This window comes from Streptomyces sp. NPDC019890 (assembly GCF_044903445.1).
Taxonomy (GTDB): Bacteria; Actinomycetota; Actinomycetes; order Streptomycetales; family Streptomycetaceae; genus Streptomyces.
Map to the genome: position 1 here is coordinate 208,171 of NZ_JBJDQK010000007.1, position 13,720 is coordinate 221,890.

Here is a 13,720-nt window from a genome sequence, read left to right on the forward strand (position 1 = left end):
GGGGAGCGGGCGCACCAAGTCCGCTGCCGGAGAAGGGGAGAGCTGTGTCCATCATCGAAACCGAGGCGACGCTCCACGTCGCGCACCGCGACAATCACACCCACCGTGATGTCAACGGTGGCTGGCTGCGCCCCGCCGTCTTCGGTGCGATGGACGGCCTTGTCTCCAACCTTGCCCTGATGACCGGTGTGGCGGGCGGCGCGGTGTCCCAGCAGACCATCGTCATCACCGGACTTGCCGGTCTCGCCGCGGGCGCGTTCTCCATGGCCGCCGGCGAGTACACCTCCGTCGCCTCCCAGCGCGAGCTCGTCCAGGCCGAACTCGACGTCGAGCGGCGGGAGTTGCGAAAGCACCCGGTCGACGAGATGGAGGAGCTCGCCGCCCTCTACGTCGCCCGCGGCGTCGAGCCCGCGCTCGCCCGCGAGGTCGCGATGCAGCTCTCCAGGGACCCCGAGCAGGCCCTGGAGATCCATGCCCGCGAGGAGCTCGGCATCGACCCGGACGACCTGCCGTCGCCGACCGTCGCCGCGGTCTCGTCCTTCGGCTCGTTCGCGCTGGGCGCGCTGCTGCCCGTACTGCCCTATCTCCTCGGCGCGACCGCCCTGTGGCCCGCGGTGCTGCTCGCGCTAGTCGGGCTCTTCGGCTGCGGTGCGCTCGTCGCCCGGGTGACCGCGCGCAGCTGGTGGTACAGCGGACTGCGCCAGCTGGTCCTCGGCGGCGCCGCCGCGGCCGTCACCTACGGCCTCGGAACGCTGTTCGGCGCCGCCTTCTGACGCGGGCGGCCACCCTCTGAGGCGGGCGCGACACATCCGGCGCACGGCGCACCGGCTCCCTCGAGGACCGGTGCGTCCTTGTGTTTCCCCTCGGCGGTCGGCAAGGTTGTGACGTACGTCCCCGCTACGAAGTCCGCCTTGGATGAGACACTATGCGAGGGGCTACATAAGTAGCCGTTACCCCGTGGTTTCGAGTCCTTAACCACCGGGCATGAGCCGTAGGCGCTGTGGGCAACGAAGCCTGCTCTGCGACGGGCCAGCGGATATCGATCTGTCCGGCTGTGACCCACTCTCACCGCTATGCGCGGTGTCCGCATGCTGGAATGGGCTATCCGCTTTCCGAGAAGCACTCCATCATGTAACCTGCACGAAATTTCGCGGAGGGCCAACGTCGTCCCTCGGCAGTTACACATGCCACGACGACGACGGGAGTGCCGATGCGTTCCGACGCCTGGTCGCCCATGGATGGTCGCCCCGCCCCCCAGGGGATGTACGACCCCCGTAACGAACACGACGCCTGCGGTGTCGGGTTCGTGGCCACCCTCACCGGTGTTGCCAGCCATGAGCTGGTCGAGCAGGCGCTGACCGTACTGCGGAATCTCGAGCACCGGGGCGCCACCGGCTCCGAGCCCGACTCGGGTGACGGCGCCGGCATTCTGCTTCAGGTCCCCGACGCGTTCCTGCGCGAGGTCAGCGGTTTCGAGCTTCCCGAGGCCGGCTCGTACGCCGTCGGCATCGCCTTCCTGCCGGCCGACGACTCCGCCCAGGCTGTCTCACGGATCGAGACGATCGCCGCCGAGGAGGGCCTGACCGTCCTCGGCTGGCGCGAGGTCCCCGTCACCCCGGATCTGCTCGGCAGCGGCGCACGCGCCACCATGCCCGCCTTCTCGCAGCTCTTCGTCGCGGACGGCGAGAGCAAGGGCATCGCGCTCGACCGCAAGGCCTTCCTGCTGCGCAAGCGCGCCGAGCGCGAGGCCGGGGTCTACTTCCCCTCGCTCTCCGCCCGCACCATCGTCTACAAGGGCATGCTGACCACCGGCCAGCTGGAGCCCTTCTTCCCGGACCTCTCCGACCGGCGCTGCGCCACGGCCGTCGCGCTCGTCCACTCGCGGTTCTCGACGAACACCTTCCCGAGCTGGCCGCTCGCCCACCCGTACCGCTTCGTCGCGCACAACGGCGAGATCAACACGGTCAAGGGCAACCGCAACTGGATGCGCGCCCGGGAGTCGCAGCTGGTCAGTGACCTCTTCGGCAGCGAGAAGCTGGACCGGATCTTCCCGGTCTGTACGCCGGACGCCTCCGACTCCGCCTCCTTCGACGAGGTCCTGGAGCTGCTCCACCTCGGCGGCCGCTCGCTGCCGCACTCCGTGCTGATGATGGTCCCCGAGGCGTGGGAGAACCACGACTCCATGGACCCGGCCCGGCGCGCCTTCTACCAGTACCACTCCACGATGATGGAGCCCTGGGACGGCCCGGCCTGTGTCACCTTCACCGACGGCACCCAGGTCGGCGCGGTCCTCGACCGCAACGGCCTGCGCCCCGGCCGCTACTGGGTCACCGACGACGGCCTCGTCGTCCTCTCCTCCGAGGTCGGCGTCCTCGACATCGACCCCGCCAAGGTCGTCCGCAAGGGCCGCCTCCAGCCCGGCAAGATGTTCCTCGTCGACACCGCCGAGCACCGCATCATCGAGGACGACGAGATCAAGTCGGCCCTCGCCGCCGAGCAGCCGTACCAGGAGTGGCTGGAGGCCGGCGAGATCGAGCTCGAGGACCTGCCCGAGCGCGAGCACATCGTCCACACCCACGCGTCGGTCACCCGCCGCCAGCAGACCTTCGGCTACACCGAGGAGGAGCTGCGCGTCATCCTCGCGCCCATGGCCAGGACCGGCGGCGAGCCGCTCGGCTCCATGGGTACGGACTCCCCGATCGCGGCCCTGTCCCAGCGCCCCCGGCTGCTCTTCGACTACTTCACCCAGCTCTTCGCGCAGGTCACCAACCCGCCGCTGGACGCCATCCGCGAGGAGCTCGTCACCTCGCTGTACTCCTCGCTCGGCCCGCAGGGCAATCTGCTGGAGCCGACCGCGGCCTCCTGTCGCAGCGTCACGCTGCCCTTCCCGGTGATCGACAACGACGAGCTGGCCAAGCTCATCCACATCAATGCCGACGGCGACATGCCGGGCATGAACGCCGCGACGCTCTCGGGCCTGTACCGGGTCAGCGGCGGTGGCGACGCCCTCGCGGCCCGTATCGAGGCGATCTGCGCCGAGGCCGACGCGGCCATCGAGGACGGCGCCCGCCTGATCGTTCTCTCCGACCGGCATTCGGACGCCGAGCACGCGCCGATCCCGTCGCTGCTGCTCACCTCCGCCGTGCACCACCACCTCATCCGCACCAAGCAGCGCACCCAGGTGGGTCTGCTGGTCGAGGCCGGTGACGTGCGCGAGGTGCACCATGTCGCGCTGCTCATCGGCTACGGCGCGGCCGCCGTCAACCCGTACCTGGCGATGGAGTCGGTCGAGGACCTGGTCCGGGCCGGCACCTTCATCGAGGGCCTGGAGCCCGAGAAGGCCATCCGCAACCTGATCTACGCGCTGGGCAAGGGCGTTCTGAAGGTGATGTCCAAGATGGGCATCTCCACCGTCGCCTCCTACCGCGGTGCCCAGGTCTTCGAGGCAGTCGGCCTCGACGAGGCCTTCGTCGAGAAGTACTTCAACGGAACCGCCACGAAGATCGGTGGAGCCGGACTCGAGGTCGTCGCCAAGGAGGTCGCCGCCCGGCACGCCAAGGGGTACCCGGCCTCCGGCATCGCGGCCTCGCACCGTGCGCTGGAGATCGGCGGCGAGTACCAGTGGCGGCGTGAGGGCGAGCCGCACCTGTTCGACCCGGAGACGGTCTTCCGCCTCCAGCACGCCACGCGCACCAAGCGGTACGACATCTTCAAGAAGTACACGGACCGGGTGAACGAGCAGTCCGAGCGGCTGATGACGCTGCGCGGCCTTTTCGGCTTCAGGTCCGACCGGCAGCCGATCTCCATCGACGAGGTCGAGCCGGCCTCCGAGATCGTCAAGCGCTTCTCCACCGGCGCGATGTCGTACGGATCGATCTCCCGCGAGGCGCACGAGACCCTTGCCATCGCCATGAACCAGCTGGGCGGCAAGTCCAACACCGGTGAGGGCGGCGAGGACGCGGACCGGCTGTACGACCCGGAGCGCCGCTCCTCCATCAAGCAGGTCGCCTCCGGCCGCTTCGGTGTGACGAGCGAGTACCTGGTCAACGCGGACGACATCCAGATCAAGATGGCGCAGGGTGCCAAGCCCGGCGAGGGTGGCCAGCTGCCCGGCCACAAGGTCTACCCCTGGGTCGCCAAGACCCGGCACTCGACCCCGGGCGTCGGGCTGATCTCGCCGCCGCCGCACCACGACATCTACTCCATCGAGGACCTGGCTCAGCTGATCCACGACCTCAAGAACGCCAACCCGGCTGCCCGCATCCATGTGAAGCTGGTCTCCGAGGTCGGTGTCGGCACGGTCGCCGCCGGTGTCTCCAAGGCGCACGCGGACGTCGTCCTCATCTCCGGCCACGACGGCGGCACGGGCGCCTCGCCGCTCACCTCGCTGAAGCACGCCGGCGGCCCCTGGGAGCTCGGTCTCGCCGAGACCCAGCAGACCCTGCTGCTCAACGGCCTGCGGGACCGGATCGTCGTGCAGACCGACGGCCAGCTGAAGACCGGTCGCGATGTCGTCATCGCCGCGCTGCTGGGCGCCGAGGAGTTCGGTTTCGCGACCGCGCCGCTCGTCGTCTCCGGCTGCATCATGATGCGCGTCTGCCACCTGGACACCTGCCCGGTCGGCATCGCCACGCAGAACCCGACCCTGAGGGACCGGTTCTCCGGCAAGGCCGAGTACGTCGTCAACTTCTTCGAGTTCATTGCCCAGGAGGTCCGTGAGCTCCTCGCCGAGCTGGGCTTCCGTACGATCGAGGAGGCCGTCGGCCACGCCGAACTCCTCGAGACCGAGCGGGCCGTGAGCCACTGGAAGGCCCAGGGCCTCAACCTCGCGCCCCTCTTCCACGTGCCCGAGCTGCCGGACGGCGCCGTGCGCCACCAGCTGATCGAGCAGGACCACGGTCTGGGGAAGGCGCTCGACAACGAGCTGATCGAGCTCGCCGCCGAGGCGCTGAACGCGGCGTCCGCCGAGGACGCCCAGCCGGTCCGCGGCCAGATCGCCATACGGAACATCAACCGGACCGTGGGCACGATGCTCGGTTACGAGGTGACCCGGCGGTTCGGCGGTGCGGGCCTGCCCGACGACACCATCGACATCACCTTCACCGGCTCGGCCGGCCAGTCCTTCGGCGCCTTCCTGCCGCGCGGCGTCACCCTGCGGCTGGAGGGCGACGCCAACGACTACGTCGGCAAGGGCCTCTCCGGCGGCCGCGTCATCGTCCGCCCGGACCGCGGCGCCGACCATCTCGCGGAGTACTCCACCATCGCGGGCAACACCATCGCCTACGGGGCCACCGGCGGCGAGCTGTTCCTGCGGGGCCGCACCGGCGAGCGTTTCTGCGTCCGCAACTCCGGCGCCACGGTCGTCTCGGAGGGCGTGGGCGACCACGGCTGCGAGTACATGACCGGCGGTTACGCGGTGGTCCTCGGCGAGACCGGACGCAACTTCGCGGCCGGCATGTCCGGCGGTATCGCGTACGTCATCGACCTCGACCGCGACAACGTCAACGTCGGCAATGTCGATGCCGTCGAGGCCCTGTCGGACGCCGACAAGGAGTGGCTGCACGATGTCGTGCGCCGCCACCAGGAGGAGACCGGCTCGACCGTCGCGGCGAAGCTGCTCGCCGAGTGGGACGTCGCCGTGGACCGCTTCAGCAAGATCATTCCGACCACGTACAAGGCAGTGCTCGCCGCCAAGGACGCCGCTGAGCTCGCCGGTCTCTCCGACCAGGAGACCACCGAGAAGATGATGGAGGCGGCGACCAATGGCTGACCCCAAGGGCTTCCTGACCACCGGGCGCGAGGTCGCCAAGACCCGCCCCGTGGGTGAGCGCCTCAAGGACTGGAACGAGGTCTACGTTCCCGGCTCGCTGCTGCCGATCATCAGCAAGCAGGCCGGGCGCTGCATGGACTGCGGCATCCCCTTCTGTCACAACGGCTGTCCGCTGGGGAACCTCATCCCCGAGTGGAACGACTACGCCTACCGCGAGGACTGGGCGGCGGCGAGCGAGCGGCTGCACGCGACCAACAACTTCCCGGAGTTCACCGGGCGGCTGTGCCCGGCGCCGTGCGAGTCCGCGTGTGTGCTCGGCATCAACCAGCCGGCCGTCACCATCAAGAACGTCGAAGTCTCGATCATCGACAAGGCCTGGGACGCCAATGACGTCAAGCCGCAGGCCCCGGACCGGCTGTCCGGCAAGACGGTCGCGGTCATCGGCTCGGGCCCGGCGGGTCTCGCCGCGGCCCAGCAGCTGACCCGGGCGGGCCACACGGTCGCGGTGTACGAGCGGGCGGACCGCATCGGCGGACTGCTGCGGTACGGCATCCCCGAGTTCAAGATGGAGAAGCGCCACATCAACCGCCGTATCGAGCAGATGCGGGCGGAGGGCACGAAGTTCCGTACGGGCGTGGAGATCGGCCGCGACATCGACGCGGCGAAGCTGCGCAAGCGGTACGACGCGGTGGTCATCGCGGCCGGTGCGACCGTCTCGCGCGATCTGCCCGCCCCGGGCCGTGAGCTGAACGGCATCCACTTCGCGATGGAGTACCTGCCGCTCGCCAACAAGGTGCAGGAGGGCGACTTCGTGGCCCCGCCGATCACGGCGGAGGGCAAGCACGTGGTGGTCATCGGCGGCGGCGACACCGGCGCGGACTGCGTGGGCACGGCGCACCGGCAGGGCGCGGCCTCCGTCACCCAGCTGGAGATCATGCCGCGGCCGGGCGACGACCGTCCGACGGGTCAGCCGTGGCCGACCTTCCCGATGCTCTACAAGGTCACATCGGCGCACGAGGAGGGCGGCGAGCGGGTCTACTCCGTCTCGACGACGCACTTCGAGGGCGACGAGGACGGCAATGTCCAGTTCCTGCACCTCGTCGAGGTGGAGTTCAAGGACGGCAAGCTGGAGCAGAAGCCCGGCACGGAGCGGAAGATCCCGGCGCAGCTGGTCACCCTCGCCATGGGCTTCACCGGCACGGACCAGGAGAACGGCCTGGTGGGGCAGTTCGGCCTGGAGCTGGACGAGCGCGGCAACATCGCGCGGGACGCGGACTTCGCGACGAACGTCAATGGTGTGTATGTCGCCGGTGACGCGGGCCGTGGCCAGTCGCTGATCGTGTGGGCGATCGCCGAGGGCCGCTCGGCGGCGCGCGGCGTGGACCGCTATCTGACGGGTGCGAGCCAGCTCCCGGCCCCGATCCGCCCGACGGACCGTGCGCTGACGGTCTGAGCCCCACCTCAACAGACGTCCCGTACAACGGCGTACGGGCTGGGTACTTCCGGGGGCCACCCCCGGACCCCCGGCACTGCGGCGCCTGCCCTGTCCCCGACCGGACAATGGGTGGGCGCCGCGGTGTGTCTGCCCGACGAGGAGCGGGCCCTGTCGAGCTCCCGCCCTCAGGGACTTATGTAAACGAATGCAAGACTTGCAGTAGCCTTGCGGTCATGGCGAAACGACTGGTCGAGGTGGCGGAATACGCCGGGGTGAGTGAGGCGACGGTCAGTCGCGTCCTCAACGGGAAGCCGGGGGTCGCGGAGTCGACCCGGGCCGCGGTGCTGAGCGCGTGCGACGTCCTCGGGTACGAGCGGCCCCGGCAGCTGAGGGAGCGGGGCAACCGCCTGGTCGGACTGGTGGCGCCGGATCTGACAAATCCGGTGTTCCCCGCGTTCTCCGAGGTCATCGGCTCCACGTTGGCGCAGCGTGGGTTCACGCCCGTGCTGTGCACCCGCACCTTCGGGGGTGTGTCCGAGAGCGACTATGTGGACCTGCTGCTGGAGCACCAGATCTCCGGCGCGGTGTTCGTCTGCGGCCTCCACTCGCACATCAAGGCGGACCACAGCCACTACGAACGGCTGCTGGAGCGCGGACTGCCTGTCATCGGGGTGAACGGGATGGCGGAGGGGCTGAGCTTCCCGTCCGTGTCGACCGACGACGGGATGGCGGCCGAGCTGGCGGTACGTCACTTGGCTTCCCTGGGGCACCGGCGCATCGGGCTGGCGCTGGGGGAGTACGACGATCATGTGCCCGCCGTCCGCAAGAAGACGGCGTTCATCACGGCGATGCGCGAGCTCTGCGGTGTGCGGGACCCCGAGCCGTTCGTCACACACACGATGTACTCGCTGGAGGGCGGTGCCGCGGCCGCGCAAAGACTCATTCAGCAGGGCGTCACGGCCGTGGTGTCCGGCAGCGACCTCATGGCTCTCGGTGCCGTCCGGGCGTTCCAGCGCATGGGACTCGACGTGCCGGGCGACGTCTCCGTGGTGGGGTACGACGACTCGACGTTCATGCCGCTGGCCAACCCCCCGCTGACCACGCTGCGCCAGCCGGTCGAGTCGATGGGCAGGGCCGCGGTGTCACTGCTGGCGAGCCGGATCGCCGGCAAGAACAACAGCAACGAGGAGCTCCTGTTCGAGCCCGAGCTGGTGGTGAGGGGCAGCACCGCGGTCGCGCGCGGCTAGCGGAGTCAGTGGTGGGGAGAACCCACCCCAAGAGAAGGCGGCGTCCTCCTGGACGCCGCCTTTTGCATGGAAGTGATCGCGAATGACGGCTGCTTGCGTAAGAAATGTTAAGTAACTTGCGAGTATCTGTAGACTGCCTTGCGCCTCGCTGTTTAGTCTCACTGCACCTTGGCGGAGGACGACCGCCGGGAGCCGCACAAAGGAGATCAACATGAGGCACCTGCTGCTCAGAGCCTGCGTGGTGAGCACGGCTGCGGCCGTTCTGGCCGCATGCGGGAGCGGGGGTACCCAGGCGGGAAGCGCGGGCGGAAACAGCACGGACAGCTTCAAGGGCCGCGGACCCATCACACTGGCGGGCGGCAAGGACAACACGGGTGTCCTCGCCACGATGCTCGACAAGTGGAACAAGAGCCACCGCAAGGAGCAGGTGCGTTTCATCGAACTGCCCGACAACGCCGACGACCAGCGCCAGCGGATGATCCAGAACGCATCGCTGAAGTCCGGCGAGTTCTCCGTGCTCAGCCTCGACGTCGTGTGGACGGCCGAGTTCGCCGCCAACCGCTGGGTGGCCGAGCTGCCCAAGGACAGGTTCGAGGCCGGCAAGTACCTGGGGCCCACGCTGGAAGGCGCCTCGTACCTCGGCCGTCTCTATGCCGCCCCGTGGACCTCCGACGGCGGGTTGCTGTACTACCGCTCCGATCTGCTGAAGCAGGTGGGCGCCCAGCCTCCGCGCACCTGGGCGGAGATGGAGCAGACCTGCCAGAAGGTCCTGGCGCTTCCGCAGGGCAACGGCATGTCCTGCTACGCGGGCCAGTTCGACAAGTACGAGGGCCTGACGGTCAACTTCTCCGAGATGATCGACGGCGCGGGCGGCTCCGTCGTCGACAAGGACGGCAAGCCGACCGTCGACTCACCCGAGGCGCTCAAGGGCCTCAGCTTCTTCACGGACGCCTACAAGAGCGGCCTGATACCGAAGAAGGCCATCACCTTCAAGGAGGAGGAGGGCCGGCAGGCCTTCCAGCAGAGCCGGCTCGTCTTCCACCGGCAGTGGCCGTACCAGTGGTCCCTGGCCAACGCCAAGGACGGCTCCTCCAAGGTCGCGGGGAAGTTCGGCGTCGCCCCGCTGCCGGGCCTGAACGGACCGGGCGTCTCCAGCCTGGGCGGACACAACCTGGCGATCAGCAGGTTCGCCAAGAACAAGGCGACTGCCCTCGACTTCATCAGCTTCATCACGAGCGAGCAGTCGCAGCGCGAGAATCTGCTGCTCAGCTCCAACGCGCCGACCATCGCGTCCCTGTACGACGACCCGGCGATGATCGAGAAGTACCCGTACCTGCCGGTGCTCAAGAGCTCGATCCTGGGCGCCGCACCCCGCCCGCGCGTGGTGCGCTACGGAGACGCGACGGCGGCGATCCAGAGCGCGGCGTACCGGGCACTGCAGGGCGGCACCCCGCCGGCGGCGGCACTGAAGGACCTCCAGGAACGTCTGGAGAAGATCGCGAAGCCGTGACCCCCGGTCCGCGCGGCGTCGCCCCCTGACACGGCTCCCGCGGCTCCCTTCGCCCGCCCTTCCCCGCCCCGCTGAAGGTGATCTCCGATGTCCAGCCTGACGGCACCGCAACGCCCTGCCACCCTGGCGCCCAAGCCGCCCCCCGCCCCCGGCCCGTCCCGAAAACGCGGCACAGGCCGACTTGCCGCACTGCTTGTGTCCCCAACGCTCCTGGTTCTCGCGCTGGTTGCCGGATACCCGGTGCTGGCGGCCTTCCGTGAGTCCCTGTTCAGTGAGAAGTCGGGCCTGGACAGCTCCGGATTCGTATCGGAGGGCGAGCAGTTCACCGGCCTGACGCACTACACGGAGATCTTCGGCGGGGAGGCGGGCAAGCAGTTCTGGAACGCCTTCTCCAACACCACGTTCTTCACCGTCACGACCGTGCTCATCGAGACCGTGCTCGGCGTGGCGATGGCCTTGGTGATGAACCACGCGGTACGTGGCAGGGCCCTGGTCCGGGCCGGGGTACTGGTGCCGTGGGCCATCCCCACCGTGGTCTCCGCCCTGCTGTGGCAGTGGATCTTCCAGGCGGACGGTGCGGCAAATGCCCTGCTGGGGCAGGAGATCCTGTGGACCACGGACGGGGTCCAGGCGGCCCTTGCGGTGATCGTGGCGGACACCTGGAAAACCGCCCCGTTCGTGGGACTGCTGGTACTGGCCGGTCTCCAGCTGATCCCGAAAGAGGTGTACGAGGCGGCGCGCGTGGACGGCGCGAACCGCCGGCAGGAGTTCCTCCGCATCACCCTTCCCATGATCAGGCCGGTGCTGCTGGTGGCCGTGCTGTTCCGGCTGCTGGACGCGCTGCGCATGTTCGACCTGCCGTACGTCCTCGTCGGCGCGCACAAGGAGTCGGTTCAGACGCTGTCGATGCTGGCGTTCGACGAGGCGGCCAACACCCGTTACGGGCCTGCCTCCGCCTACGCGGTGATCCTCTTCCTCTATGTCGCCGTGGTCGCCTTCGTCTTCGTCAGACTCCTGGGCGCCGATGTGTTCTCCGAGCGGCGGGCCACGAAGCGCGACCGCCGCGCCCGGCGGGCAACGACGAAGGGAGCGACGGCATGAGCGTCACCTCGACCACCGTACGGATTCGGCCCCGGCGACGATTCGCCCCACCGGCCGTGCTCGCCTTCACCGGCGTCGCCGCGATCATGACCTACTGTCTGGCGCCGTTCTACTGGATGGTCGTCTCCAGCCTGCGGCGCAGCTCCGATCTGTTCGACAAGTCCCCGATCCCCTCGCCGTGGTCGCTGGAGAACTACCGGGCGGTGCTGAGGCCGGGGACGGGCTTCGGGCGGGCGCTGCTCAACAGCCTGCTCGTGGCCGGCATCACCACGGTCCTCACCCTGGTGATCGCGGTGTTCACCGCCTACGCACTGGCCAGGCTGGAGTTCCGCTTCAAGAACGCGGTGCTGGCCGTGATCATCGCGACCTCCATGTTCCCGGGGATCGCCCTGGTCGTGCCGATGCTGAAGCTGTTCTCCAACACACTGCACTGGGTCAACACCTACCAGGCGATGATCGTGCCGTCGATGTCGTTCGCACTGCCGCTGGCCGTGTGGAACCTGACCGCGTTCTTCAAGCAGCTTCCGCGCGAACTGGAACAGGCCGCGATGGTGGACGGTTGTACTCCAGGACAGGCGTTCCGCAAGGTCATCATGCCGCTGACCGCGCCAGGCGTGTTCACCACCGCCATCCTCACGTTCATCGCCGCGTGGAACGAGTTCATCATCGCCGTCTCGATGGTGAACAAGAACTCGATGCAGACCGCCACCGTCGCGATCTCCCGCTTCGGAGGGTCGACCGGGTTCGACATCCCCTACGGCACCAAGATGGCGGCCGGCGTCGTCGTCACGGTGCCGCTGGTGGTCCTCGTGCTGATCTTCCAGCGAAGGATCATCGCGGGACTCACGGCGGGTGCCGTCAAGTAACCGGCCCCCGCCCGCCCCTCACCTACGTTCTTTCGAGGAGAATCACCGTGGCTCCTGCCCGGACCCCCGCCAACTGGTGGCGCGACGCCGTCATCTACGAGGTGTACATCCGCAGCTTCGCCGACGGCAACGGCGACGGTATCGGTGACATCGCCGGTCTGCGCCGGCGCCTTCCCCACCTCGCCCGGCTCGGCGTGGACGCGCTCTGGCTCAGCCCCTGGTACCCGTCCCCCATGGCCGACGGAGGCTACGACGTCGCCGACTACCGGGACATCGACCCGGCCTTCGGCACCCTGGACGACGCACAGGCCCTGGTGGAGGAGGCGCACGAGCACGGGCTGCGTGTCCTCATCGACATCGTGCCGAACCACACATCGTCCGAGCACGCGTGGTTCCGCGAGGCGCTGGCCGGCGGTCCCTCGTCGCCGGCCAGGGACCGCTACATCGTCCGGCCCGGCCGAGGCCCCCGCGGCGACCTGCCGCCCAACGACTGGAGCAGCGTGTTCGGCGGCCCCGCCTGGACACGGATCACCGAGCCCGACGGCTCACCCGGGCCGTGGTACCTGCACCTTTTCGCCCCCGAGCAGCCGGACCTCGACTGGGACGATGCCGAGGTGCGCGCCGAGTTCGAGTCGATTCTGCGCTTCTGGTTCGACCGGGGCATCGACGGGGTGCGCATCGATGTGGCGCACGGCCTGGTCAAGGCACCCGGGCTGCCGGACCTCGGCTCACTCGACGTCAAGCTCCTCGACGGAGTGGGCGTCGGTGACCACCCGCACTGGGACCGCGACGAAGTCCACGAGATCTTCCAGGGCTGGCGGGCTGTCGCCGACGCGTACGGCGACTCCCGTGCCTTTGTCGCGGAGGCATGGGCGGGCACTCCGGAGCGGCTGGCCCGCTATGTCCGCCCGGACGAGCTCCACACGGCGTTCAACTTCGACTATCTGATGGCTCCCTGGCGGGCAGGCCACCTGCGCCGGGTGATCGACGAATCGCTCACCGCGCTCGGCGCGGTGGGTGCGCCCGCCACCTGGGTGCTGTCCAACCACGATGTCGCCCGGCATGTGTCCCGCTACGCCAGGCCGCAGCCCGAGGGTCAGCAGCGGTCGCTGTCCGAACTCGACCGGTCGGCCGACCTGGGGCTCGGCACCCGGCGGGCCCGGGCCGCCGCCCTGCTCACGCTGGCCCTGCCCGGGGGTGCCTATCTGTACCAGGGCGAGGAGCTGGGCCTGTGGGAGGTCGAGGATCTGCCGGAGGAGGTGCTCCAGGACCCCACCTGGGAACGTTCTGGCCACACCGACCGAGGGCGTGACGGCTGCCGCGTCCCGCTGCCGTGGAGCGATGACTGCCCGCCGTTCGGCTTCAGCCCCGACGCCGTCACCGCGGCGCCGTGGCTGCCTCAGCCGGAGGCGTGGAAGTCCCTGACTGCCGAGGCTCAGGACGGCGACCCGGCCTCCATGCTGAACCTCTACCGGTCGGCGCTGAGCGCGCGCCGGAGCAACCCCGCCCTCGGCGACGGCACGCTCAGCTGGGAGAGCGCCCCGGACAGCGACGTTCTCTCGTTCCGCCGTGAGCCCGGCTTCCGGTGCGTGGTGAACTTCTCCGACGAGCCGGTGGCCCTGCCTGCTCACAGCCGGGTACTGCTGGCCAGCGGGACGCTGGACGGTGACCGGCTGCCGAGCGACACCGCGGTGTGGCTGGCGCTCTGAGGCGAAGTTCGGCCGGGCCGGATTCTCCGCCTGACGGGGGGGCCGGCCCGGTCGACGGGGGACCGGCCCGGTCGCGTTCCGG

General features: G+C 69.2%; 8 protein-coding genes. All 8 read left to right on the forward strand.

Annotated elements, in window-relative coordinates; all coding sequences use genetic code 11:
• The first annotated feature begins 44 nt into the window (after positions 1-44).
• Positions 45-773, forward strand: coding sequence for a VIT1/CCC1 transporter family protein (locus tag ACI2LP_RS20930; RefSeq protein WP_404725989.1), 729 nt, complete (start codon positions 45-47; stop codon positions 771-773).
• A 437-nt stretch (positions 774-1,210) separates the two neighbouring features.
• Positions 1,211-5,770, forward strand: coding sequence for a glutamate synthase large subunit (gene gltB / locus ACI2LP_RS20935; protein ID WP_404725990.1), 4,560 nt, complete (start codon positions 1,211-1,213; stop codon positions 5,768-5,770).
• Positions 5,763-7,223 carry a glutamate synthase subunit beta gene (locus ACI2LP_RS20940; RefSeq protein ID WP_404725991.1) on the forward strand — a complete coding sequence of 487 codons (1,461 nt, stop codon included), beginning with the start codon at positions 5,763-5,765 and terminating at the stop codon, positions 7,221-7,223. The genes gltB and ACI2LP_RS20940 overlap by 8 nt, the downstream gene beginning before the upstream one ends.
• A gap of 215 nt (positions 7,224-7,438) precedes the next feature.
• Positions 7,439-8,452 (forward strand): LacI family DNA-binding transcriptional regulator, encoded by a 1,014-nt coding sequence (locus ACI2LP_RS20945; protein WP_404725992.1) that lies wholly within the window; start codon positions 7,439-7,441, stop codon positions 8,450-8,452.
• Positions 8,453-8,663: 211 nt separating this feature from the next.
• Positions 8,664-9,962: an ABC transporter substrate-binding protein gene (locus ACI2LP_RS20950; RefSeq protein ID WP_404725993.1), complete on the forward strand. Its 1,299-nt coding sequence runs from the start codon at positions 8,664-8,666 to the stop codon at positions 9,960-9,962.
• Positions 9,963-10,049: 87 nt separating this feature from the next.
• Complete coding sequence (locus tag ACI2LP_RS20955; RefSeq protein ID WP_404725994.1) at positions 10,050-11,063, forward strand: carbohydrate ABC transporter permease; 1,014 nt, start codon at positions 10,050-10,052, stop codon at positions 11,061-11,063.
• Positions 11,060-11,929, forward strand: a complete 870-nt coding sequence (locus ACI2LP_RS20960; protein ID WP_404725995.1) for a carbohydrate ABC transporter permease — start codon at positions 11,060-11,062, stop codon at positions 11,927-11,929. Before ACI2LP_RS20955 ends, ACI2LP_RS20960 begins: the two co-directional genes overlap by 4 nt.
• Positions 11,930-11,976: 47 nt before the next feature.
• Positions 11,977-13,638 (forward strand): glycoside hydrolase family 13 protein, encoded by a 1,662-nt coding sequence (locus tag ACI2LP_RS20965; protein WP_404725996.1) that lies wholly within the window; start codon positions 11,977-11,979, stop codon positions 13,636-13,638.
• Positions 13,639-13,720 lie beyond the last annotated feature (82 nt).

Excerpts from the sequence above, each read along its gene's own strand:
- gltB (WP_404725990.1), top strand. The coding sequence starts at position 1,211 with ATGCGTTCCGACGCCTGGTCGCCCATGGATGGTCGCCCCGCCCCCCAG.
- ACI2LP_RS20940 (WP_404725991.1), top strand. The coding sequence starts at position 5,763 with ATGGCTGACCCCAAGGGCTTCCTGACCACCGGGCGCGAGGTCGCCAAG.
- ACI2LP_RS20945 (WP_404725992.1), top strand. The coding sequence starts at position 7,439 with ATGGCGAAACGACTGGTCGAGGTGGCGGAATACGCCGGGGTGAGTGAG.
- ACI2LP_RS20950 (WP_404725993.1), top strand. The coding sequence starts at position 8,664 with ATGAGGCACCTGCTGCTCAGAGCCTGCGTGGTGAGCACGGCTGCGGCC.
- ACI2LP_RS20955 (WP_404725994.1), top strand. The coding sequence starts at position 10,050 with ATGTCCAGCCTGACGGCACCGCAACGCCCTGCCACCCTGGCGCCCAAG.
- ACI2LP_RS20960 (WP_404725995.1), top strand. The coding sequence starts at position 11,060 with ATGAGCGTCACCTCGACCACCGTACGGATTCGGCCCCGGCGACGATTC.